Annotated in this window: 23 protein-coding genes; 15 read left to right on the top strand and 8 right to left on the bottom strand. The window is 60.9% G+C overall.

What is annotated here, in order from left to right; genetic code table 11:
- The first annotated feature begins 8 nt into the window (after positions 1–8).
- From ATH90_RS25955 to ATH90_RS25900, 12 genes are all read left to right on the top strand, one after another.
- Entirely contained in the window at positions 9–1121 is a 1113-nt protein-coding gene (locus tag ATH90_RS25955) for an ABC transporter ATP-binding protein (RefSeq protein WP_034109634.1), read from the top strand.
- A 43-nt stretch (positions 1122–1164) separates the two neighbouring features.
- Positions 1165–2205, top strand: coding sequence for an ABC transporter substrate-binding protein (locus tag ATH90_RS25950; protein WP_034109632.1), 1041 nt, complete (start codon positions 1165–1167; stop codon positions 2203–2205).
- A gap of 133 nt (positions 2206–2338) precedes the next feature.
- Complete coding sequence (locus ATH90_RS25945; RefSeq protein WP_034109630.1) at positions 2339–3571, top strand: ABC transporter permease; 1233 nt, start codon at positions 2339–2341, stop codon at positions 3569–3571.
- Between the two features lie 12 nt (positions 3572–3583).
- A complete protein-coding gene (locus tag ATH90_RS25940) occupies positions 3584–4408 on the top strand; it encodes an ABC transporter permease (RefSeq protein ID WP_017739612.1) in 825 nt (274 codons plus the stop codon).
- Positions 4409–4604: 196 nt separating this feature from the next.
- Positions 4605–5753, top strand: coding sequence for an iron-containing alcohol dehydrogenase (locus tag ATH90_RS25935; protein ID WP_034109627.1), 1149 nt, complete (start codon positions 4605–4607; stop codon positions 5751–5753).
- An 84-nt stretch (positions 5754–5837) separates the two neighbouring features.
- The gene (gene rpe / locus ATH90_RS25930) at positions 5838–6512 is read left to right on the top strand and encodes a ribulose-phosphate 3-epimerase (RefSeq protein ID WP_025857056.1); all 675 of its coding nucleotides are present in this window, start codon (positions 5838–5840) and stop codon (positions 6510–6512) included.
- Positions 6509–7327 (top strand): phosphoglycolate phosphatase, encoded by an 819-nt coding sequence (locus ATH90_RS25925; protein ID WP_034109625.1) that lies wholly within the window; start codon positions 6509–6511, stop codon positions 7325–7327. Before rpe ends, ATH90_RS25925 begins: the two co-directional genes overlap by 4 nt.
- Positions 7328–7397: 70 nt before the next feature.
- Entirely contained in the window at positions 7398–8879 is a 1482-nt protein-coding gene (trpE, locus tag ATH90_RS25920; protein ID WP_069078400.1) for an anthranilate synthase component I, read from the top strand.
- A 9-nt stretch (positions 8880–8888) separates the two neighbouring features.
- Positions 8889–9482 (top strand): aminodeoxychorismate/anthranilate synthase component II, encoded by a 594-nt coding sequence (locus tag ATH90_RS25915; protein ID WP_034109621.1) that lies wholly within the window; start codon positions 8889–8891, stop codon positions 9480–9482.
- Positions 9483–9491: 9 nt separating this feature from the next.
- A complete protein-coding gene (trpD, locus tag ATH90_RS25910) occupies positions 9492–10541 on the top strand; it encodes an anthranilate phosphoribosyltransferase (protein WP_010206948.1) in 1050 nt (349 codons plus the stop codon).
- On the top strand, positions 10538–11374 hold the full coding sequence (gene trpC / locus ATH90_RS25905) for an indole-3-glycerol phosphate synthase TrpC (RefSeq protein WP_034109617.1): 837 nt from the start codon (positions 10538–10540) through the stop codon (positions 11372–11374). Before trpD ends, trpC begins: the two co-directional genes overlap by 4 nt.
- Positions 11375–11527: 153 nt before the next feature.
- Positions 11528–12223, top strand: a complete 696-nt coding sequence (locus ATH90_RS25900) for a lipoate--protein ligase family protein (protein ID WP_098467456.1) — start codon at positions 11528–11530, stop codon at positions 12221–12223.
- Here the strand turns inward: ATH90_RS25900 and crp are convergent.
- Entirely contained in the window at positions 12220–12864 is a 645-nt protein-coding gene (gene crp, locus ATH90_RS25895; RefSeq protein WP_034109612.1) for a cAMP-activated global transcriptional regulator CRP, read from the bottom strand. The genes ATH90_RS25900 and crp overlap by 4 nt on opposite strands.
- A gap of 245 nt (positions 12865–13109) precedes the next feature.
- Between crp and ATH90_RS25890 the strand changes: the two genes are divergently transcribed.
- Positions 13110–13532 carry an OsmC family protein gene (locus ATH90_RS25890; protein ID WP_005792019.1) on the top strand — a complete coding sequence of 141 codons (423 nt, stop codon included), beginning with the start codon at positions 13110–13112 and terminating at the stop codon, positions 13530–13532.
- A gap of 72 nt (positions 13533–13604) precedes the next feature.
- Here ATH90_RS25890 and coq7 read toward each other — a convergent pair whose 3' ends face one another.
- The 6 genes from coq7 to hemJ all read right to left on the bottom strand — a co-directional run bounded on the left by coq7 (position 13605) and on the right by hemJ (position 18055).
- A complete protein-coding gene (coq7, locus tag ATH90_RS25885) occupies positions 13605–14252 on the bottom strand; it encodes a 2-polyprenyl-3-methyl-6-methoxy-1,4-benzoquinone monooxygenase (protein ID WP_034109609.1) in 648 nt (215 codons plus the stop codon).
- Positions 14253–14371: 119 nt separating this feature from the next.
- On the bottom strand, positions 14372–14710 hold the full coding sequence (locus tag ATH90_RS25880) for a histidine triad nucleotide-binding protein (protein WP_098467455.1): 339 nt from the start codon (positions 14708–14710) through the stop codon (positions 14372–14374).
- A 46-nt stretch (positions 14711–14756) separates the two neighbouring features.
- Positions 14757–15545, bottom strand: a complete 789-nt coding sequence (locus tag ATH90_RS25875) for an SDR family NAD(P)-dependent oxidoreductase (protein WP_034109607.1) — start codon at positions 15543–15545, stop codon at positions 14757–14759.
- Between the two features lie 63 nt (positions 15546–15608).
- Positions 15609–16571, bottom strand: a complete 963-nt coding sequence (locus ATH90_RS25870) for a DUF805 domain-containing protein (RefSeq protein ID WP_034109605.1) — start codon at positions 16569–16571, stop codon at positions 15609–15611.
- 68 nt (positions 16572–16639) lie between these two features.
- On the bottom strand, positions 16640–17602 hold the full coding sequence (locus ATH90_RS25865) for an NAD(P)H-dependent flavin oxidoreductase (RefSeq protein WP_010206937.1): 963 nt from the start codon (positions 17600–17602) through the stop codon (positions 16640–16642).
- 24 nt (positions 17603–17626) lie between these two features.
- Entirely contained in the window at positions 17627–18055 is a 429-nt protein-coding gene (gene hemJ, locus ATH90_RS25860; protein WP_098467454.1) for a protoporphyrinogen oxidase HemJ, read from the bottom strand.
- A 136-nt stretch (positions 18056–18191) separates the two neighbouring features.
- Here hemJ and argC point away from each other — a divergent pair, with 136 nt between their 5' ends.
- Both argC and erpA read left to right on the top strand, forming a co-directional pair.
- Entirely contained in the window at positions 18192–19226 is a 1035-nt protein-coding gene (gene argC, locus ATH90_RS25855; protein ID WP_034109601.1) for an N-acetyl-gamma-glutamyl-phosphate reductase, read from the top strand.
- Positions 19227–19391: 165 nt separating this feature from the next.
- On the top strand, positions 19392–19742 hold the full coding sequence (gene erpA, locus ATH90_RS25850) for an iron-sulfur cluster insertion protein ErpA (protein ID WP_003176443.1): 351 nt from the start codon (positions 19392–19394) through the stop codon (positions 19740–19742).
- A gap of 87 nt (positions 19743–19829) precedes the next feature.
- Here erpA and ATH90_RS25845 read toward each other — a convergent pair whose 3' ends face one another.
- Positions 19830–20921, bottom strand: coding sequence for an anhydro-N-acetylmuramic acid kinase (locus ATH90_RS25845; RefSeq protein ID WP_098467453.1), 1092 nt, complete (start codon positions 20919–20921; stop codon positions 19830–19832).

Raw genomic sequence — 20921 nt, 5'->3', positions numbered from 1 at the left:
GTGCGGGTATGAGCGAGGTGGATACAAATGATGTGCTGGTCAGCTTTCGTGGCGTGCAGAAGAGCTACGACGGCGAGAACCTGATCGTCAAAGACCTCAACCTGGAGATTCGCAAGGGCGAGTTCCTCACCCTGCTTGGGCCGTCAGGTTCCGGCAAGACCACCAGCCTGATGATGCTCGCCGGCTTTGAGACCCCAACGGCTGGCGAAATCCAGTTGGCCGGTCGCTCCATCAACAACGTGCCGCCGCACAAGCGCGACATCGGCATGGTGTTCCAGAACTACGCACTGTTCCCGCACATGACCGTCGCCGAGAACCTCGCGTTCCCGCTGTCCGTGCGTGGCTTGAGCAAGACCGATATCAGCGAGCGGGTCAAACGCGTGCTGAGCATGGTTCAGCTCGACGCCTTCGCCCAGCGCTACCCGGCGCAACTCTCTGGCGGCCAGCAACAGCGTGTGGCCTTGGCCCGTGCATTGGTGTTCGAACCGCAGTTGGTGCTGATGGACGAACCTCTCGGCGCCCTCGACAAGCAACTGCGCGAGCACATGCAGATGGAGATCAAGCACCTGCACCAACGCCTCGGCGTGACCGTGGTGTACGTGACCCACGACCAAGGCGAAGCGCTGACCATGTCTGACCGGGTGGCGGTGTTCCACCAGGGCGAGATCCAGCAGATCGCTGCGCCGCGCACGTTGTACGAAGAACCGAAGAACACCTTTGTCGCCAACTTCATCGGCGAGAACAACCGCCTCAACGGTCGCCTGCACAGCCACTCTGGCGAGCGTTGTGTAGTGGAGCTGGCGCGGGGTGAGAAGGTCGAGGCATTGGCCGTGAATGTGGGCCAGGTCGGCGGCCCGGTGACCCTGTCGGTGCGTCCGGAGCGCGTCAGCCTCAATGGCTCCAGCGAAAGCTGCGTCAACCGCTTCTCCGGGCGGGTGGCGGAGTTCATCTACCTGGGCGACCACGTGCGCGTGCGCCTGGAAGTCTGCGGCAAGGCCGACTTTTTTGTGAAACAACCGATTGCCGAGCTGGACCCAGCCCTGGCGGTCGGCGACGTGGTACCGATTGGCTGGCAAGTCGAGCACGTTCGCGCTCTCGACCCACTTCTAGAGGCGAATTGATCGCCCCCTGGCTTCACCAACCCTGCACGTGGAGAGAACAACAATGTTGAGTTCCTTGAAGTATTCCGTTTTGGCATTGAGCTTGATGGGTGCGACACAGGCCATGGCAGGCCCGGACCTGACGGTCGTGTCCTTCGGCGGCGCGAACAAGGCGGCCCAGGTCAAGGCCTTCTATGCACCGTGGGAAAGCGCGGGCAATGGCAAGATCGTCGCCGGCGAGTACAACGGTGAAATGGCCAAGGTCAAAGCCATGGTCGACACCAAGAGCGTGTCCTGGGACCTGGTAGAAGTGGAATCGCCAGAACTGTCCCGTGGCTGCGATGAAGACATGTTCGAGCCTCTGGACCCGAAACTGTTCGGCAACACCGCCGACTACGTGAAGGGGGCGATCCAGCCATGCGGCGTGGGCTTCTTCGTGTGGTCGACCGTGCTGGCCTATAACGCCGACAAACTGACCTCTGCGCCAACCAGTTGGGCGGATTTCTGGGACACCAAGAAATTCCCCGGCAAGCGTGGCCTGCGCAAAGGTGCCAAGTACACCCTGGAATTCGCCTTGATGGCCGACGGTGTAGCGCCGAAGGACGTCTACAAAGTGCTGGCCGGTAAAGATGGCCAGGACCGTGCGTTCAAGAAACTCGACGAGCTCAAGCCGTCGATCCAGTGGTGGGAAGCTGGCGCACAACCGCCGCAGTACCTGGCCTCGGGTGACGTGGTGATGAGCTCGGCCTACAACGGCCGCATTGCCGCCGTGCAGAAAGAAAGCAACCTGAAGGTGGTGTGGAACGGCGGCATCTACGACTTCGACGCCTGGGCCATTCCCAAGGGCCTGGCCAAGGACCGTGCCGAGGCTGCGAAGAAATTCATTGCCTTCTCGGTGCAGCCTCAGCAGCAGAAGACCTACTCGGAAAACATCGCCTACGGCCCGGCCAACACCCAAGCCGTACCGTTGCTGGCCAAGGACGTGCTGAAGGACATGCCGACCACCCCGGAAAACATCGCCAACCAAGTGCAGATCGATGTGAGCTTCTGGGCGGATAACGGTGAGCAACTGGAGCAGCGCTTCAACTCCTGGGCGGCTAAATAACCAGCAACACCGCTAAGTCCGTGTGGGAACCGGTAAGTGTAGGAGCGGGCTTGCTCGCTCCTACACAAGCCCGGTCCACATGGGATCTGTTGTGTTGGGCAGATTGCATTCATTTTTACACTCGGAGTTTGCCATGGCTATCGCCATTCCTGGCCCCACCCTCAAGCAGCGCCTGGCGCGTGCCGAGCGGCTCAATCGCTGGAAGGCCCAAGCCTTGATTGCACCGCTGGTGCTGTTTTTGCTGCTGGTGTTCCTGGTGCCCATCGTGGCGTTGCTGTTCAAGAGCGTCGGCAACCCGGAAGTGGTGGGCGGGTTACCGCGTACCGTGGTCGCGGTGACGGCTTGGGACGGCCGCGGCCTGCCGGGCGAGCCGGTGTACCAGGCCCTCAGTGAGGATCTGGGGGAGGCGCGCAAAAACCAGACGCTGGGCGATCTGTCCAAACGCTTGAACATGGAACTGGCCGGCTACCGCAGCCTGCTGACCAAAACCGCGCGGGCGCTGCCGTTCAGCGAAGCGCCTGGCTCTTATAAAGAAGCGCTGGAAAGCCTCGACGAACGCTGGGGCGACCCGGCGTACTGGCAGGCGATCCGGCGTAATACCAGCAGCCTGACACCCTTCTACCTGCTGGCGGCCGTTGATCACCGTATCGACGACCTCGGCGAAGTAGCGCCGGCCACGCCCGACCAGGCGATCTACCTGGATATCTTTGCCCGCACGTTCTGGATGGGCCTGGTGATCACGGCTGTCTGCCTGCTGCTGGCCTATCCCTTGGCCTACCTGTTGGCCAATCTGCCGGCGCGCAAGAGCAACCTGCTGATGATCCTGGTGTTGCTGCCGTTCTGGACCTCAATCCTGGTGCGAGTGGCCGCGTGGATCGTGTTGCTGCAATCGGGCGGCCTGATCAACAGTGCCCTGATGGGCATGGGCTTGATTGATAAACCGCTTGAATTGGTGTTCAACCGCACCGGGGTCTACATCTCCATGGTGCACATTCTGCTGCCGTTCATGATCCTGCCGATCTACAGCGTGATGAAGGGCATCTCGCCCACCTATATGCGTGCGGCCATTTCCCTGGGCTGCCATCCGTTCGCCAGCTTCTGGCGCGTGTACTTCCCGCAGACCTATGCCGGTGTGGGCGCTGGCTGCCTGTTGGTGTTCATCCTGGCGATTGGTTACTACATCACACCGGCACTGCTGGGCAGCCCGAACGACCAGATGGTCAGCTACTTCGTGGCGTTCTACACCAACACCAGCATCAACTGGGGCATGGCGACCGCACTGGGCGGCTTGCTGCTGCTGGCGACCGTGGTGCTGTACCTGATCTACAACCGGCTGGTGGGCGCCAGTCGCCTGCGCCTGAGCTGAGGAGACCTTGCGATGCTGAGCCCTTATATGTCGCCCGTTGAGCGGGTGTGGTTCTACAGTTTGCGGATCCTCTGCGGCTTGATCCTGTTGTTTCTGATACTGCCGGTGCTGGTGATCATCCCGCTGTCGTTCAACAGTGGCAGTTTCCTGGTGTACCCGCTGCAAGGCTTCTCGCTGCACTGGTACCAGGATTTCTTCGCCTCGGCCGAGTGGATGCGTGCGCTCAAGAACAGCATCATCGTCGCCCCGGCGGCCACGGTGTTGGCCATGGTCTTTGGCACCCTGGCGGCGATCGGCCTGACCCGCGGCAATTTCCCCGGCAAGGCCCTGGTGATGGCGTTGGTAATCTCGCCTATGGTGGTGCCGGTGGTGATCATCGGCGTGGCCAGTTACCTGTTCTTTGCGCCACTGGGCCTGGGTAACAGTTTTTTCTCGTTGATCGTGGTGCATGCGGTGCTGGGCGTACCCTTTGTGATCATCACGGTGTCGGCCACGTTGCAGGGGTTCAACCACAACCTGGTGCGCGCGGCTGCCAGCCTCGGGGCCTCGCCCCTGACGGCGTTTCGTCGGGTGACCTTGCCGTTGATTGCACCGGGGGTGATCTCCGGGGCGCTGTTTGCATTCGCCACGTCGTTCGATGAAGTGGTGGTGACGCTGTTCCTCGCGGGCCCCGAGCAAGCGACCCTGCCGCGCCAGATGTTCAGTGGTATCCGCGAAAACCTCAGCCCAACCATCGCGGCGGCGGCCACGCTGCTGATTGCCTTCTCGGTGTTGCTGTTGCTGACCCTTGAATGGCTGCGAGGCCGTAGCGAGAAACTGCGCACCGCCCAAGTGTAACGGTCGGAACCGGATCAACTGTGGCAGCTGGCTTGCCTGCGATAGCATCACCTCGGTTTGCCTGTAACACCGAGTCGCCCGCATCGCAGGCAAGCCAGCGCCCACATTGATCGTGTCATTCAGAGGGTGAATAGTTCACAACCGAAAATCCCCAGCTACTCTTGTGCCAGCCCATCATTGATAAGAGGCCGCGCACATGAGTACCTCCTCATTCAAGATCGCCCACAAACTGCTCACCGGCGCTGGCGCCATCGAACAACTGGCCGCTGAGCTCACGCGCCTGGATGTGGATAACCCGCTGATCGTCACCGATGCCGCGCTGGTCAAGTCCGGCACCGTGGCGCTGGCCCTCGAACACCTGGGCGAACGCACCTACGAGATTTTCGACCGCGTATTGCCCGATCCGGAAATCGCCATCGTCGAAGACTGCATGCGCGTCTACCGTGAGGGCGGGCATGACGGCTTGATCGGCGTGGGTGGCGGCAGTGCCATCGATATCGCCAAAAGTGTTGCCGCCTATGCCGGGTATCACGGTGCGCTGGCGGACTTGTTCGGCGTCGATCAGGTGCCGCGCAAGGGGCCGCCGCTGATTGCCATCCCGACCACGGCCGGCACCGGTTCGGAGGTGACCAATGTGGCGATTCTCTCCGACAAGGCCGCGCAGCTGAAAAAAGGCATCGTCAGTGACTTCCTGCTGCCGGATGTGGCGTTGATCAGCCCGCAAATGACCCTGACCTGCCCGCGCAGCGTCACCGCCGCCAGTGGCGTCGATGCATTGGTGCATGCCATCGAATCCTACCTGTCGCTGAATGCTTCGCCGATCACCGACGCCTTGGCTATCGGCGCTATCAAGTTGATCGCCAATGCGTTGCCCAAGGCCTACGCCAACCCAGCCAACCTGCAGGCCCGCGACGACATGGCCACCGCCAGCCTCATGGCTGGGATGGCGTTCGGCAATGCCGGGGTCGGCGCGGTGCATGCATTGGCCTATCCCCTGGGCGGGCGTTTCAATATTGCCCATGGCGTGAGCAATGCGCTGTTGCTGCCTTATGTGATGCACTGGAACAAGCTCGCCTGCGTGGAGCGCATGCAGGACATTGCGCAGGCCATGGGCGTGAATGTCGCCAGCTTGAGCGTCAACGATGCCGCCGACCAGGCGGTGGAGGCGATGACGCGACTGTGTGCCGCCGTCGAGATCCCGGCTGGCCTGCACAGTTTTGGGGTTCCCGAGGACGCCATCCCCGGCATGGCGGTGGAGGCGGCGGGCATTGAGCGGTTGATGCGCAACAATCCGCGCAAGCTCAGCGCGGCCGATATCGAGAAAATCTATCGGGCGGCTTACTAACCGTTGAGTTAGGTCACGGTGCGCGCGACAAAGCATGAGGTATACAATGCGCGCCATCGTGATTTAGCTCAAAAAAGGTGCGTCATGCAGCCCTTCGTCATTGCTCCATCGATTCTCTCCGCCGACTTCGCCCGCCTGGGTGAGGAAGTGGACAAGGTGTTGGCCGCCGGTGCCGACTTCGTACACTTCGATGTCATGGACAACCACTACGTGCCCAACCTGACCATCGGCCCGATGGTCTGTGCCGCCCTGCGCAAGTACGGCATCACTGCGCCGATCGATGCGCACCTGATGGTCAGCCCGGTGGATCGCATCATCGGCGACTTCGTTGAAGCCGGTGCGACCTATATCACCTTCCACCCGGAAGCCTCGCTGCACGTCGACCGCACCCTGCAACTGATCCGCGAAGGCGGCTGCAAGGCGGGCCTGGTGTTCAACCCGGCCACGCCGCTGAGCGTGCTGGAGTACGTGATGGACAAGGTCGACATGATCCTGCTGATGAGCGTAAACCCGGGCTTCGGCGGGCAGAAGTTCATCCCCGGCACGCTGAACAAGCTGCGCGAAGCCCGCGCGCTGATCGATGCCTCGGGTCGTGACATCCGTCTGGAAATCGACGGCGGGGTCAACGTCAACAATATCCGCGAAATCGCCGCGGCGGGCGCCGACACCTTCGTGGCTGGCTCGGCGATCTTCAATGCGCCGGACTACCAGGAGGTCATCGACAAGATGCGCGCAGAACTGGCGCTGGCGCGTCCATGAGCGGCTTTGAGCAGCTGTTCCCCGGCAAATTGCCACGGCTGGTGATGTTCGATCTGGACGGTACCTTGATCGACTCGGTGCCTGACCTGGCGGCGGCGGTGGATGAAATGTTGCTCAAGCTGGGGCGCAAGCCGGCCGGGATCGATTCGGTGCGCGAATGGGTCGGCAACGGTGTGCAGATGCTGGTGCGCCGGGCCTTGGCCAACAACATCGATGCTGAAGGCGTGGACGAGGTCGAGGCCGAACACGCCCTGGAACTGTTCAACGCCGCCTATGAGGGCGACCACGAACTGACCGTGGTTTACCCGGGCGTGCGTGACACCCTCAAGTGGCTGAGCAAGCAGGGCGTGGAAATGGCCCTGATCACCAACAAGCCGGAACGCTTCGTCGCGCCGCTGTTGGACCAGATGAAAATCGGCCGTTATTTCCGCTGGATCATCGGTGGCGACACCCTGCCGCAGAAAAAGCCCGACCCGGCGGCACTGTTCTTCGTGATGAAAATGGCCAATATCCCGGCTTCGCAGTCGTTGTTTGTCGGCGATTCGCGCAGTGATGTGCAGGCGGCGAAGGCCGCGGGCGTGCAGTGTGTGGCGCTCAGCTACGGTTATAACCATGGTCGGCCGATTGCCGAAGAGTCGCCGGCAATGGTGATTGATGACCTGCGCCTGTTAATCCCCGGTTGCTTGGGAGCTGGCGCTGAGATAACGTTGCCCGACACCGATCCGTCCCCTTCTGGAAATGCCATCGTGGTGGTCACCCGCAAACTCTGGATGAAAGTCATCAAGGCCCTGGCCCGCTGGCGTTGGCGCGCCTGACTGATCCTGGCCGCGCTCTGCGGCACGTTTGCATACCTGACTGTTAGACCCTCAAGCCACGAGGCATATGATGACCCGCGAAGAATTCCTGCGTTTGGCCGCTGCCGGCTATAACCGCATTCCCTTGGCCTGCGAAACCCTGGCCGACTTCGACACGCCGCTGTCGATCTACCTGAAACTGGCCGACGAGCCCAACTCCTACCTGCTCGAATCGGTACAGGGTGGCGAGAAGTGGGGCCGTTACTCGATCATCGGCCTGCCGTGCCGCACAGTGCTGCGTGTACATGACCACCATGTGAGCATTACCCATGATGGCGTCGAGATCGAAAGCCACGATGTCGAAGACCCACTGGCGTTCGTCGAAGCCTTCAAGGCGCGCTACAACGTGCCGACCATTGCAGGGTTGCCGCGCTTCAACGGCGGCCTGGTGGGTTACTTCGGTTACGACTGCGTGCGTTACGTGGAAAAGCGCCTGGGCAAATGCCCGAACCCGGATCCGCTGGGTGTGCCGGATATTCTGCTGATGGTTTCCGATGCGGTCGTCGTATTCGACAACCTCGCCGGCAAGATGCACGCGATCGTGCTTGCCGACCCGTCCCAGTCCGATGCGTTCGAGCAAGGCCGGGCCAACCTCGAAGCACTGCTGGAAAAATTGCGCCAGCCAATCACCCCGCGTCGCGGCCTGGACCTCAGCCGTCCGCCGGCGGCCGACCCGGTGTTCCGCTCCAGCTTTACCCAGGATGACTATGAGCGTGCGGTCGATACCATCAAGGAATACATCCTTGCCGGTGACTGCATGCAGGTGGTGCCGTCGCAACGCATGTCCATCGACTTCAAGGCCGCGCCGATCGATCTGTATCGCGCATTGCGCTGCTTCAACCCGACGCCCTACATGTACTTCTTCAACTTTGGTGACTTCCACGTGGTAGGCAGTTCGCCGGAAGTACTCGTGCGCGTCGAAGACAACCTGATCACCGTGCGCCCGATCGCCGGTACTCGCCCGCGGGGTGCGACCGAAGAGGCCGACCTGGCGCTGGAAGAAGACCTGTTGAGCGACGACAAGGAAATCGCCGAGCACCTGATGCTCATCGACCTGGGCCGTAACGACACCGGGCGTGTCTCCGAAATCGGTTCGGTGAAGCTCACCGAAAAAATGGTGATCGAGCGTTATTCCAACGTGATGCATATCGTGTCCAATGTCACCGGCGAGCTGAAAGCCGGCTTGACCGCGATGGACGCACTGCGCGCGATTCTGCCGGCGGGCACCTTGTCGGGTGCGCCGAAGATCCGCGCGATGGAAATCATCGACGAACTGGAGCCGGTCAAGCGCGGTGTCTACGGCGGCGCCGTGGGTTATTTCGCCTGGAACGGCAACATGGACACGGCCATTGCGATCCGCACCGCCGTGATCAAGGACGGAGAGCTGCACGTGCAGGCCGGTGGCGGGATTGTCGCCGACTCGGTGCCGGCCCTCGAATGGGAAGAAACCCTGAACAAGCGCCGCGCGATGTTTCGCGCCGTGGCGCTGGCTGAACAGACCCCCAATTCTTGAGGTTTCCCCATGTTGCTGATGATTGATAACTACGATTCCTTTACCTACAACGTCGTGCAATACCTGGGAGAGCTCGGTGCCGAGGTCAAGGTGGTGCGCAACGACGAACTGACCGTGGCCCAGATCGCTGCCCTGAACCCGGAGCGCATCGTGGTTTCTCCAGGCCCGTGCACGCCGACCGAGGCGGGTATTTCCCTGGAAGCGATCCAGTATTTCGCCGGCAAGCTGCCGATCCTGGGCGTGTGCCTGGGCCACCAGTCCATCGGCCAGGCCTTTGGCGGTGACGTGGTGCGCGCGCGCCAGGTGATGCACGGCAAGACCAGCCCGGTGTTCCATAATGATGTGGGCGTGTTTCACGGCCTCAACCTGCCGGTGACGGTGACCCGCTACCACTCGCTGGTGGTCAAGCGCGAAACCTTGCCGGAATGCCTGGAACTGACCGCCTGGACCCAGCTGGAAGACGGCTCGGTCGACGAGATCATGGGGCTGCGCCACAAGACACTGAATATCGAAGGGGTGCAATTTCATCCCGAGTCGATCCTGACCGAGCAGGGCTACGAGCTGTTCGCCAACTTTCTCAAGCAGAGCGGCGGCACGCGCTAAGGACTTTCCATGGATATCAAGACTGCCCTGAGCCGTATCGTCGGCCACCTGGACCTGAGCACCGCTGAAATGAGCGATGTGATGCGCGAGATCATGACCGGTCAATGCACTGACGCGCAGATCGGCGCGTTCATGATGGCCATGCGCATGAAGAGCGAGAGCATCGACGAGATCGTCGGCGCCGTATCGGTGATGCGCGAGCTGGCGGACAAGGTTGAGCTCAAGACCCTCGACGGTGTGGTCGACGTGGTCGGCACCGGCGGTGACGGTGCGAACATTTTCAACGTCTCGACCGCCTCTTCTTTTGTCGTCGCGGCGGCGGGTTGCACCGTGGCCAAGCACGGTAACCGTGCGGTATCTGGCAAAAGCGGCAGTGCCGATCTGCTCGAAGCGGCCGGCATCTACCTGAACCTGACGCCGGTTCAAGTGGCGCGCTGCATTGACAGCGTCGGCATCGGCTTTATGTTTGCCCAATCCCATCATGGTGCAATGAAGCACGCCGCCGGCCCGCGCAAGGACCTCGGCCTGCGCACGCTGTTCAATATGCTCGGCCCGCTTACGAATCCGGCCGGTGTGAAACACCAAGTGGTGGGCGTGTTCAGCCAGGCCCTGTGCCGGCCATTGGCCGAAGTGCTGCAACGCCTGGGCAGCAAGCATGTGCTGGTGGTGCACTCCAAGGATGGCCTGGACGAATTCAGCCTGGCGGCACCGACCTTCGTGGCGGAGCTCAAGAATGACCAGGTCACCGAATACTGGGTCGAGCCGGAAGACTTGGGCATGAAGAGCCAGAGCCTGCACGGCCTGGCCGTGGAAAGCCCGGCGGCATCACTGGAACTGATTCGCGATGCCTTGGGGCGTCGCAAGACCGAGAATGGTCAAAAAGCGGCTGAGATGATTGTTCTGAATGCGGGCGCGGCACTTTACGCGGCGGACCATGCCTATAGTCTTAAGGAAGGTGTTGCCTTGGCCCACGATGCACTGCACACCGGTCTGGCTCGTGAGAAGCTCGAAGAGCTTGGAGCATTCACCGCGGTATTCAAGATGGAGAATGAAGGATGAGTGTGCCGACCGTTCTGGAAAAGATCCTCGCTCGCAAGGCCGAAGAGGTAGCTGAGCGCCGCGCCCGCGTCAGCCTGGCGGAGCTGGAAAGCCAGGCCAAGATCGCCGACGCGCCTCGCGGTTTTGCCAATGCCTTGATTGCCCAGGCCAAGCTCAAACAGCCGGCGGTGATCGCCGAGGTCAAGAAGGCCTCGCCGAGCAAGGGCGTGATTCGCGAACACTTCGTTCCTTCGGACATTGCCGTCAGTTACGAGAAGGGTGGGGCGACTTGCCTGTCCGTGCTGACCGATATCGACTACTTCCAGGGTTCCGACCTGTTCCTGCAGCAAGCCCGCGCCGCGTGCAAGCTGCCTGTGATCCGCAAGGACTTCATGGTCGACCCGTACCAGATCGTCGAAGCGCGCGCCCTGGGCGCCGACTGCGTGCTGTTGATCGTTTCCGCATTGGACGACGTGAAGATGGCCGAGCTGGCAGCAGTCGCCAAAAGCGTCGGCCTGGATGTGCTGGTGGAAGTGCACGACGGTGATGAGCTGGAACGCGCACTGAAAACCCTCGATACACCGCTGGTCGGGGTGAACAACCGCAACCTGCACACCTTCGAAGTCAGCCTGGAAAACACCCTCGACCTGCTGCCGCGCATCCCGCGTGATCGCCTGGTGATTACCGAGAGTGGCATCGTCAACCGTGCCGATGTGGAACTGATGGAGATCAGCGGCGTGTATTCGTTCCTGGTGGGCGAGACCTTCATGCGCGCCGAGAACCCGGGAGCAGAGCTGCAGCGCCTGTTCTTCCCGGAGCGTGGCGTGGCGGTCAGCGGTTCGACCCTGGACTGACTCCAGCGCGGTAATGTCAGGGCTGGCGTGTGTGGGAGCTGGTTTGCCTGCGATAGCATCACCTGGGTGCCCTAGATACACCGAGGTGCCTGCATCGCAGGCAAGCCAGCTCCCACAGTTGATTCTGTGTTTATCCAGATAAGTAGGTGCTCGATGATCCAGCCAATGTCGATGACTGTCGAAGCAGGTCTTGCTGCCGAGCAAGAACTGCTCGCTGCTGTCTGCGCCGGTGATCAGGAATTCGGCCTGCTGTTCTGGCAACCCAACGACCAAGCCTTGGTGATGCCGCGCCGCCTGAGCCGCCTGCCGGCGTTCGAAGCCGCCAGCCAGGTCTCGGCTGACGCCGGTTGGCCAGTATTGCTGCGGGAAACTGGTGGTGAGCCGGTGCCGCAGTCGAGTGCTACCGTCAACATCGCCTTGGTCTACGCACCGCCGCGCAGCGAAGGCGACCAAGGCCGCATCGAAACCGGTTATCAGCGTTTATGCCAGCCGATCTGCGATTTGCTGATCGAGTTGGGGGGCGACGCCTCCGTCGGTGAAATCGATGGGGCGTTTTGCGACGGCCGTTACAATGTCAATCTCAACGGTCGCAAGATGGTCGGCACTGCCCAGCGTTGGCGCCAAAGTGGTGGCCGTCCGGTGGGGTTGGTGCACGGTGCCTTGTTGCTGGAGAACGACCGCGTGGCGTTGATCGCGGCGGTCAATCGGTTCAACGAAGCCTGCGGTCTCGACCAGCGGGTTCGCGCTGACAGCCATATCGCCTTGCACGAGGCATTCCCAGCGCCGGATGCGATCAGCCGGCTGGATACCTTGTATCGTCAGCTGTTAGCCAGCTTCCTGCCGGGTTAACGGGTACCGAACACCACCATTGTCTTGCCTTTGACGTGCACCAGGTTGCGCTCTTCCAGGTCTTTTAACACACGACCGACCATTTCCCGTGAACAGCCGACAATGCGCCCGATTTCCTGGCGTGTGACTTTGATCTGCATGCCATCGGGGTGAGTCATGGCATCGGGCTGTTTGCACAATTCCAGAAGGCAGCGGGCGACGCGACCGGTGACGTCGAAGAATGCCAGGTCGCCGACCTTACGGGTGGTGTCCCGTAGGCGTTGGGCAATCTGGCCGCTCAGGGCGTAGAGAATGTCGGGATCCTGCTGGGCCAGTTCGCGGAATTTGGCATAGCTGATCTCGGCCACTTCACATTCGACCTTTGCCCGCACCCAGGCGCTACGTTCCTGTTCCTTGCCGGCTTGTTCGAATAGCCCCAGTTCCCCAAAGAAATCCCCGGTGTTCAGGTAGGCGATGATCATTTCACGGCCATCTTCGTCCTCGATCAGGATAGTGACCGAGCCCTTTATGATGAAGAACAGCGTTTCGGAGCGTTCACCGGCGCAGATGATGTTGTGCTTGGCCGGGTGGCGACGGCGCTGGCAATGCATCAACAGCTTGTCGAGATTCTTGATCTTGGGTATGGGAGTAAGAGCAACCATGGTTGTGTCCCGAAAAGACTGCGCAGGTAGTTGGAGTTGTTGTACGCATCGGTATCGGCATTGATACACGATGGATAAAGGGTGGCAATACGCCATCGATTTGGCGCCAGCTTAACAGACACATTCTGTCTCGATTAGCCAAATTTCCGCGTAAACCCTGCTATTGATCGCTTTTGTCGGAAACGCTGACCCACGCGAGCCCTGTGCTAAGCTGGCGACCCTTTTTTAGCAGTGGAGTCTGGGCGATGAAGGCACGCATCCAATGGGCGGGCGAAGCCATGTTCCTCGGTGAGTCGGGCAGTGGCCATGTTGTGGTCATGGACGGTCCGCCGGAAGCCGGTGGCCGTAACCTGGGTGTACGCCCGATGGAAATGCTCCTGCTTGGTGTGGGCGGTTGCAGCAATTTCGACGTGGTCAGTATCCTGAAAAAGTCTCGCCAGGCCGTGGAAAGCTGCGAAGCCTTCCTGGAAGCCGAGCGCGCCACTGAAGACCCCAAGGTATTCACCAAGATCCACATGCATTTTGTGGTGAAGGGGCGGGCGCTCAAAGAAGCCCAGGTCAAGCGTGCGATTGAGTTGTCGGCTGAGAAGTACTGCTCGGCGTCGATCATGCTGGGCGCGGCGGGTGTGGCCATCACCCACGACTACGAAATCATCGAGTTGGGTTGATCGCTCAATCGACGGGCAAAAAGAAAGGGCGCTGTGATAGCGCCCTTTTTTTTGCCTGTGGATTCGATGCGGCTAGATTCTATAGGTGCTTTTGGTCATGACCTTCGCCAACACACTCATGCCAAACCTGACTGGCGCCGGGAAGCGGAAGCCGCCAGCATCCAGTGCGCTTTCTGCGTGATGCGCTTCATCAACACGCATCTGTTCAAGGATGGCCCGGGATTTTTCGTCTTCGGCCGGCAGTTGCTCCAGATGCTCGTCCAGGTGCTTGCACACTTGGTGTTCGGTCGCCGCGACAAACCCCAGGCTGACTTTGTCGCTGATCAAGCCGGCAGCAGCGCCGATTCCAAACGACAAACCGTAAAACAGCGGGTTCAGTACGCTGGGGTGGCTGCCCAATTGGCGGATGCGTTGCTCGCACCAGGCCAGGTGGTCGATTTCTTCCTCGGCCGCATGTTCCATGGCTGCGCGCACCTGCGGCAGCTTGGCGGTCAGCGCCTGCCCCTGGTACAGCGCCTGGGCACAGACTTCGCCGGTATGGTTGATGCGCATCAGGCCGGCGACGTGGCGAGTATCGGTCTCGCTCATCTGCGCGTCGGGCTGCACGATGGCGGGCGAGGGGCGATACGGTTGGCCGCTGAAGGGCAGGAGTGTGCGCATGGCCATGTCGGCCTGCAGCAACAGACGGTCAATCGGCGAGTAGTGACGTTGGGTAGTCATGCTGACCTCCGGGAAGAATCTCGGCGGCCAGTTTACCGCAAGAGAGGGGGAAGCGTTTGCACTGAGTCAGGGGCATGGGGTCGCAGCCCTGAGGCGGTGACCCTTGTCCTTGTGGGGAATCAGCCCGGCGGCCAGTTCATCTGGCGCTGACCCAGCACATGCATATGGATGTGATAAACGGTCTGCCCGCCCTTCGGGTTGCAGTTCATCACCACCCGGAAGCCTTCCTCGCAGCCTTGCTCCACCGCCAGGCGCTGGGCGGTGAACAAAATATGACCTGCCAGGGCTTTGTCTTCTTCAGTCAGGTCATTGAGCGTGGCGATATGTTTCTTCGGAATGACCAGGAAATGCACAGGCGCCGCCGGATGGATGTCCTTGAAGGCCAGGACCTGGTCATCTTCGTAGATGATATCCGCGGGTATTTCTCTGTTGATGATCTTGGTGAACAGAGTATCCACAGCTGTTTCTCCATTATGAATGTGCAGGGTGAGTGTACTCAGCCGGTCAGCGCGGGCAATAGGCCTTGTTGATGGCGCCAGCGATCTTGCGGGTCAGCCAGCGTGGGCTCAAGCGCGGGCTGAAGGCGATCCAGCGGTTGCGTCGGCCGGGAATGATGATGGCCTTGTTCTTTTCCAGCGCCCGCACAGTGTAGAGCGCCACTTCTTCGGGGCTCATCAGTTGTTGGCTGCGGTCGAGCTTGGCGGTGTCCATTTGCGCGGTGCCGAAGAATGCGGTGCGTGTTGGGCCGGGGCACAGGACCGAGACCTTGATGCCACAGGTTTTCAACTCTTCACGCAGGCCTTCGGAGAAGTGCAGTACGTAGGCCTTGCTGGCGTAGTAAGTGCTCATCCACGGGCCAGGCTGGAACGCCGCGACGGACGCCACATTGAGAATTTGCCCGCCGCCGTGCAGCGCCATGGTGTTACCGAGCGCGTGGCACATACGGGTCAGGGCCAGGATGTTGACCTCCATCAGGTCCTGTTCGGTCATCCAATCCTGGGCCAGGAACGGGCCGCTGGTGCCGATGCCGGCGCAGTTCACCAGCAGGTCTATCTGTCGTTCGCCCTCTTCAAGTTCCAGCAGGAACCCGGACAAGCGCAATGGCTCGCCGAGGTCGCAGGCCCGAAACAGCACCTCGACGCCAAAGCGCTGGGTCAATTCGATTGCAATGTTTTCCAACTGATCACGCTGGCGGGCCACCAGAATCAAGCTGCGGCCGCGACGGGCCAGTGCTTCGGCCAATGCCAGGCCGATGCCGCTGGAGGCGCCGGTGATCAGAGCGTAACGGGTCATGCCTTTCTCCATCGCCACACCGCCGAGCCTGCGACAGAGGCATCGCAGGCCGGTGGTGTTTCTTTACTGTTCTGGAGAGTCTACAGGTTCGCTCGCTTCGTCAGCACTCTGCGCTTCGTCTTCTTCTACGGTCGCGCCTTGGTCGGCGTCTTCATCGGAGGTGATGGAGCTGCTTTCGTAGCCGCTGTCCATGTTGGCTTCGAGTTGGTTCAGGTAACCGTTCATGCCCAGGGTCACCACGATGGCCAGCATGATCGGGATAAACGCCAACCACAGCGTGGCCAGGACTTTTACCGCGGTGGAGTTGCGGGGTGGTGGCGCGCCATATTGGTTGGCGCCCGCGTTCCCCGGCAATACCAGCAACAGGATCGGGAAGACACTGTTCACCAGCGGGACGAGGTTGAGGAAGTACAGCCAGCCGGACCAACCCAAGTCGTGCAGGCGCTGCACGCCGATCTGTACGCTGACCCAGACAAGTGCAACAAACAAGGCGAGACCCAGCAGTACCCCGAGGATCATGCCCGCGGTTGGCGAGGCGGTAGCCACGGCAAAGCTGACGGTGCTGATGATGCCGCCTGCGACCAGCATCGCAAGGGTCAACACCAGGGTCCAGGCCAGGTAGCGCAGACGACCGATACGCCCGTGAATAGTGAAAACCTTGAGGTCGGCGTATTCCGGCAGGTTCTCACCTACCGCAGCGCGTGGTGGTGCGTAGGGCGAAGCGGCCGGGCGAGAAAAGTCGGACGCGCTGGAGCCGGTTTCATGGGTTTCGGCGAGGTTGAAGGCCACGGGTTGCTCGGCTTCGATACGCGCATCGACGCCGGCGTTTTTCAACGCGGTGAGGTAGGTTTCGGCGTCCGGGCGGGACAGGTCGCGCTTGAGTGCCACCGTGCGGCCGGTAAAGAGCTTCTCGATGGCTTCGACTTCGCTCTTGAACAGCTCGGCCAGGTTCAGTTTGGCCGTGGTGCTTTCGACACCCGGGAGCAAGGCGCCATCAAACACAATCTTGAAACGGTTGTCGCTCATGCGGGCTTCCTTGTCACTTATTCAGGGAGGAGTGCAGGCCTGCGCAATCGGCAGGCCTTACGGTTGGTTCAGCGTGGCCAGCGCAGTTGCGCTGCCTGTTCGCGTGCCTTGCGGTATTCGGCATCCAGGCGGGCAACCAGTTCATCGACGCTGGGTAAATCATCGATTTCACCGACACCTTGGCCGGCAGACCATACAGTCTTCCATGCCTTGGCCTCGTCGCTCAATGGCTTGAGCTTGGAACCAAAGTTGACCTCGCCTTTGCCCTGCAGGGCTGCGAGGTCGAAACCGGCGTTTTCCAGGCTCTGGCGCATAAAGCTGGCGGGCACGCCGGAGACAGCAGGAGTGTGCACGATGTCGGCAGCGCGCGATGTGAGCAGCATCTCTTTATACGCATCCGGGGCATGGCTTTCGGTGGTGGCAATAAAGCGTGTGCCGAAATAGGCCAGGTCGGCCCCCAGCAACTGGGCGGCGAGAATCTCGTGCCCGTGGTTGAGGCACCCGGCCAGCAGCAGGGTCTTGTCGAAGAACTGGCGGATTTCGGCAATCAGCGAGAACGGGCTCCAGGTGCCGGCGTGGCCGCCAGCGCCGGCCGCTACGGCGATCAAGCCATCCACACCGGCTTCGGCAGCCTTCTCGGCATGGCGGCGGGTAGTCACGTCGTGGAACACCAGGCCGCCGTAGCTGTGTACGGCATCCACCAACTCTTTGACGGCGCCCAGGCTAGTAATGACGATCGGCACTTTGTGTTCGACGCAAATCGCCAGGTCCGCCTCCAGTCGCGGGTTGCTGTTGTGCACGATCAGGTTGACGGCGTAAGGCGCGGGGTTGTCCAACTGCGCCAGACCCGCTTCGATTTCCTCCAGCCAGGCCTTGAACCCGCTGCTTTCGCGTTGGTTGAGTGCCGGAAAACTCCCGACCACCCCATTGCGGCAGCACGCCAGGACCAGTTGCGGGTTGGAAATCAGAAACATCGGAGCCGCCACGACGGGCAGGCGCAGACGTTGTTCGAGCAAAGCGGGCAGCGACATTGGAGGTACCCCGATTAATTGAAATTAGAACGGTTTGACCACGACCAAAATTACGATAGCCAGCAATATCAGAACGGGCACTTCATTGAACCAGCGATAAAAGACATGGCTGCGGGTGTTTTCGCCACGGGCAAAACGTTTTACCTGCGCGCCGCACATGTGGTGGTAGCCGATCAGGAACACGACCAGCGTCAGTTTGGCGTGGATCCAGGCGCCTGATTGAAAGATGCCGGGGTTCAGTGCGATCAGCCAGATACCGAATACCAGGCTTGCCACCATCGCCGGGCCCATGATGCCGCGGTACAACTTGCGCTCCATGACACTGAAACGTTCCTTGCTGACGCTATCCTCGCTTTGGGCGTGGTAGACGAACAGGCGTGGCAGGTAGAACAGCCCGGCAAACCAGCAGACGATGCTGACGATGTGGAAGGCTTTGATCCATAGATAGAGCATTTCTAGTTATTCCCAGGTTCACGGTAACTGAAGATAGTAGTGGCTCATGCGCCCGTACGTCACGTTGACGGTTGTCGCAGGACGATACGGCCCCTATTATCGACGGCTTTCCAGTGGGTTCGTTGAGGGCAGGTTTATGGTCAAGGTCGGTATCGTCGGCGGCACGGGTTACACCGGTGTCGAATTGCTGCGTCTGTTGGCTCAGCATCCGCAAGCTGAGGTGGTGGTCATCACCTCCCGATCCGAGGCCGGCCTGGCCGTGGCCGATATGTACCCCAACCTGCGAGGCCATTACGATGGCCTGGCGTTCAGTGTTCCGGACATCAAGACCCTCGGTGCGTGCGATGTGGTCTTCTTCGCCACGCCTCACGGTGTTGCCCACGCATTGGCCGGTGAGCTGCTGGCCGCTGGTACCAAGGTGATCGACCTGTCCGCGGACTTCCGTCTGCAGGACGCCGATGAGTGGGCCAAGTGGTACGGCCAGCCGCACGGTGCGCCAGAGTTGCTGGAGGAGGCGGTGTACGGCCTGCCGGAAGTCAACCGTGAGCAGATCAAGCAAGCGCGCCTGATCGCGGTGCCAGGTTGCTATCCAACGGCAACACAACTGGGTTTCCTGCCATTGCTGGAAGCCGGGTTGGCTGATGCGTCGCGCCTGATCGCAGACTGCAAGTCGGGTGTGAGTGGCGCCGGTCGTGGTGCGGCGGTAGGTTCGCTGTACTCCGAGACATCGGAAAGCATGAAGGCCTACGCGGTAAAAGGGCATCGTCACTTGCCGGAAATCCGCCAGGGCCTGCGTCGTGCAGCCGGTAAAGACGTGGGCCTGACCTTCGTGCCACACCTGACCCCGATGATCCGCGGCATTCACTCCACGCTATACGCCACTGTGGCTGACCGTTCGGTTGACCTGCAGGCGCTGTTCGAAAAGCGTTATGCCAACGAACCATTCGTCGACGTGATGCCAGCCGGTAGCCATCCAGAAACCCGCAGCGTGCGCGGCGCCAATGTGTGCCGGATTGCCGTGCACCGTCCCCAGGATGGCGACCTGGTCGTGGTGTTGTCGGTGATCGATAACCTGGTCAAGGGCGCGTCGGGCCAGGCGGTGCAGAATCTGAACATCCTCTTTGGCCTGGACGAGAAGCTCGGCCTGTCCCACGCGGGCATGCTGCCTTAAGGCTTTCCGGCTGTTGCGCAAAAGGCCCGTTGATCGGGCCTTTTGTGTTTTTAATGGCGGCTGTGCAGATTGATATACCGTAACAATAGTTGACCGCTTTTCTAGGAGAAGCGGATAATACCGGCCATTACGCATATGGCGGCGCTACGCCGGGAGATTATCAGCATGAGCGTTGAATCCTTCACCCCCACGGCTTTGCAATTCACCCACGGTGCTGCGCACAAGGTGAAGAGCCTGGTCGATGAAGAGGGTAATGATCGCTTGAAGCTGCGCGTATTCGTTACGGGCGGCGGTTGTTCAGGGTTTCAGTACGGTTTTACCTTCGATGAAGATGTGGCCGATGATGACACCATCGTTGAGCGCGAGGGCGTAAGCCTGGTCGTGGACCCGATGAGTTTCCAGTACTTGGCAGGTGCCGAGGTGGATTACCAGGAAGGTCTGGAGGGTTCGCGCTTTGTGATCAAGAACCCTAACGCTACGACCACCTGTGGTTGCGGGTCTTCGTTCTCGATCTGATCGATAGCCTGATCTACAGCGGATACAAAAACGCCGCTTGGCTTTGTAGGCCAAGCGGCGTTTTACTGTGTGCAGCTTATTGGCGCCTCAGGCCGGGTAAATCGCGCCCAGTACCCGAAGCCCGTGTGCGCCTGTAACGCTTGGGCGGTTGGCGGCGATGCCTTCGAGGCAGCAATGGGCCAGCCACGCGAAGGCCATCGCCTCGACCCAGTCCGGGTCCACGCCGTAGGTGGCGGTGCTGCTGACGTGGGTTGAAGGTAGCAGGGCTGCCAGACGCTTCATCAACGTGGCATTGTGAGCGCCACCGCCACACACCAGTAGGGTTTCTGTCTGGGGTTGGGCAAACTGCAGCGACTCGACGATGGTCAGCGCGGTCAGCTCCAGCAGCGTGGCCTGCACATTCTGAGGCTCGAATGCAGGCAGGCGGCCAAGGTGTTGATGCAGCCATTCCAGGTTGAACACTTCGCGGCCAGTGCTCTTGGGGCCCTTGGTCACGAAGAATGGGTCGCTGAGCAGGGCGTTGAGTAACTGAGGCTCGACCTGCCCGCTGGCCGCCCACTGGCCGTCGCGATCAAAGTGTTCGCCGCGTTGTTGGTGAATCCATGCGTCCAGCAGGACGTTGCCCGGGCCACAGTCGAAGCCGGCTACCGGTTTGCCGGTCTCGATCAGGCTGAGGTTGCTGAAACCTCCCACATTCAATACCGCACGATTGCCGGTGTGTTTGCCAAACAACGCTTCATGGAAGGCAGGGACCAGCGGGGCGCCCTGGCCGCCGGCGGCGACATCGCGGCTGCGAAAATCGCTGACCACGGTGATGTTCGTCAGCTCGGTGAGCAAGGCTGGGTTGCCTATCTGCACCGTAAAGCCACGGGCGGGCTCATGGCGGATGGTCTGGCCATGACTGCCAATCGCGCGAATATCCTGGGGCTTGAGGCGTTGCTGGTCGAGTAAGGCGTGAATGCCTTGTGCGGCCAGTCTTACCCATTTCTGCTGGGCGATTGCCGAGCGGGCGATCTCATCCGGGCCGCTGGCGCACAGCGCGAGTAGCTCAGTGCGCAGGGTGTCTGGCATGGGGATGTAGTGCGTGGCGATCAGCTTGATCGCAGGGTCTTGCTCGATCAAGGCGATGTCCAGGCCATCAAGGCTGGTCCCGGACATCACACCTATATAGAGCGGCAT

The sequence above is a fragment of the Pseudomonas lurida genome (genome assembly GCF_002563895.1).
Lineage (GTDB): Bacteria > Pseudomonadota > Gammaproteobacteria > Pseudomonadales > Pseudomonadaceae > Aquipseudomonas > Aquipseudomonas lurida.
Note: the sequence above shows the minus strand (reverse complement) of the source record. Positions and strands in the feature narration are given on the sequence as shown.

What these genes read in the sequence shown, in the direction of transcription:
- ATH90_RS25890 (WP_005792019.1), top strand. Translation starts at nt 13,110, where the DNA reads ATGAAGGCACGCATCCAATGGGCGGGCGAAGCCATGTTCCTCGGTGAG.
- ATH90_RS25900 (WP_098467456.1), top strand. Translation starts at nt 11,528, where the DNA reads ATGATCCAGCCAATGTCGATGACTGTCGAAGCAGGTCTTGCTGCCGAG.
- erpA (WP_003176443.1), top strand. Translation starts at nt 19,392, where the DNA reads ATGAGCGTTGAATCCTTCACCCCCACGGCTTTGCAATTCACCCACGGT.
- ATH90_RS25845 (WP_098467453.1), bottom strand. Translation starts at nt 20,921, where the DNA reads ATGCCGCTCTATATAGGTGTGATGTCCGGGACCAGCCTTGATGGCCTG.
- ATH90_RS25935 (WP_034109627.1), top strand. Translation starts at nt 4,605, where the DNA reads ATGAGTACCTCCTCATTCAAGATCGCCCACAAACTGCTCACCGGCGCT.
- ATH90_RS25915 (WP_034109621.1), top strand. Translation starts at nt 8,889, where the DNA reads ATGTTGCTGATGATTGATAACTACGATTCCTTTACCTACAACGTCGTG.
- ATH90_RS25955 (WP_034109634.1), top strand. Translation starts at nt 9, where the DNA reads ATGAGCGAGGTGGATACAAATGATGTGCTGGTCAGCTTTCGTGGCGTG.
- ATH90_RS25945 (WP_034109630.1), top strand. Translation starts at nt 2,339, where the DNA reads ATGGCTATCGCCATTCCTGGCCCCACCCTCAAGCAGCGCCTGGCGCGT.
- ATH90_RS25875 (WP_034109607.1), bottom strand. Translation starts at nt 15,545, where the DNA reads ATGACCCGTTACGCTCTGATCACCGGCGCCTCCAGCGGCATCGGCCTG.
- trpC (WP_034109617.1), top strand. Translation starts at nt 10,538, where the DNA reads ATGAGTGTGCCGACCGTTCTGGAAAAGATCCTCGCTCGCAAGGCCGAA.
- ATH90_RS25925 (WP_034109625.1), top strand. Translation starts at nt 6,509, where the DNA reads ATGAGCGGCTTTGAGCAGCTGTTCCCCGGCAAATTGCCACGGCTGGTG.
- ATH90_RS25870 (WP_034109605.1), bottom strand. Translation starts at nt 16,571, where the DNA reads ATGAGCGACAACCGTTTCAAGATTGTGTTTGATGGCGCCTTGCTCCCG.
- argC (WP_034109601.1), top strand. Translation starts at nt 18,192, where the DNA reads ATGGTCAAGGTCGGTATCGTCGGCGGCACGGGTTACACCGGTGTCGAA.
- trpE (WP_069078400.1), top strand. Translation starts at nt 7,398, where the DNA reads ATGACCCGCGAAGAATTCCTGCGTTTGGCCGCTGCCGGCTATAACCGC.
- ATH90_RS25865 (WP_010206937.1), bottom strand. Translation starts at nt 17,602, where the DNA reads ATGTCGCTGCCCGCTTTGCTCGAACAACGTCTGCGCCTGCCCGTCGTG.
- coq7 (WP_034109609.1), bottom strand. Translation starts at nt 14,252, where the DNA reads ATGACTACCCAACGTCACTACTCGCCGATTGACCGTCTGTTGCTGCAG.
- ATH90_RS25950 (WP_034109632.1), top strand. Translation starts at nt 1,165, where the DNA reads ATGTTGAGTTCCTTGAAGTATTCCGTTTTGGCATTGAGCTTGATGGGT.
- rpe (WP_025857056.1), top strand. Translation starts at nt 5,838, where the DNA reads ATGCAGCCCTTCGTCATTGCTCCATCGATTCTCTCCGCCGACTTCGCC.
- trpD (WP_010206948.1), top strand. Translation starts at nt 9,492, where the DNA reads ATGGATATCAAGACTGCCCTGAGCCGTATCGTCGGCCACCTGGACCTG.
- ATH90_RS25940 (WP_017739612.1), top strand. Translation starts at nt 3,584, where the DNA reads ATGCTGAGCCCTTATATGTCGCCCGTTGAGCGGGTGTGGTTCTACAGT.
- crp (WP_034109612.1), bottom strand. Translation starts at nt 12,864, where the DNA reads ATGGTTGCTCTTACTCCCATACCCAAGATCAAGAATCTCGACAAGCTG.
- hemJ (WP_098467454.1), bottom strand. Translation starts at nt 18,055, where the DNA reads ATGCTCTATCTATGGATCAAAGCCTTCCACATCGTCAGCATCGTCTGC.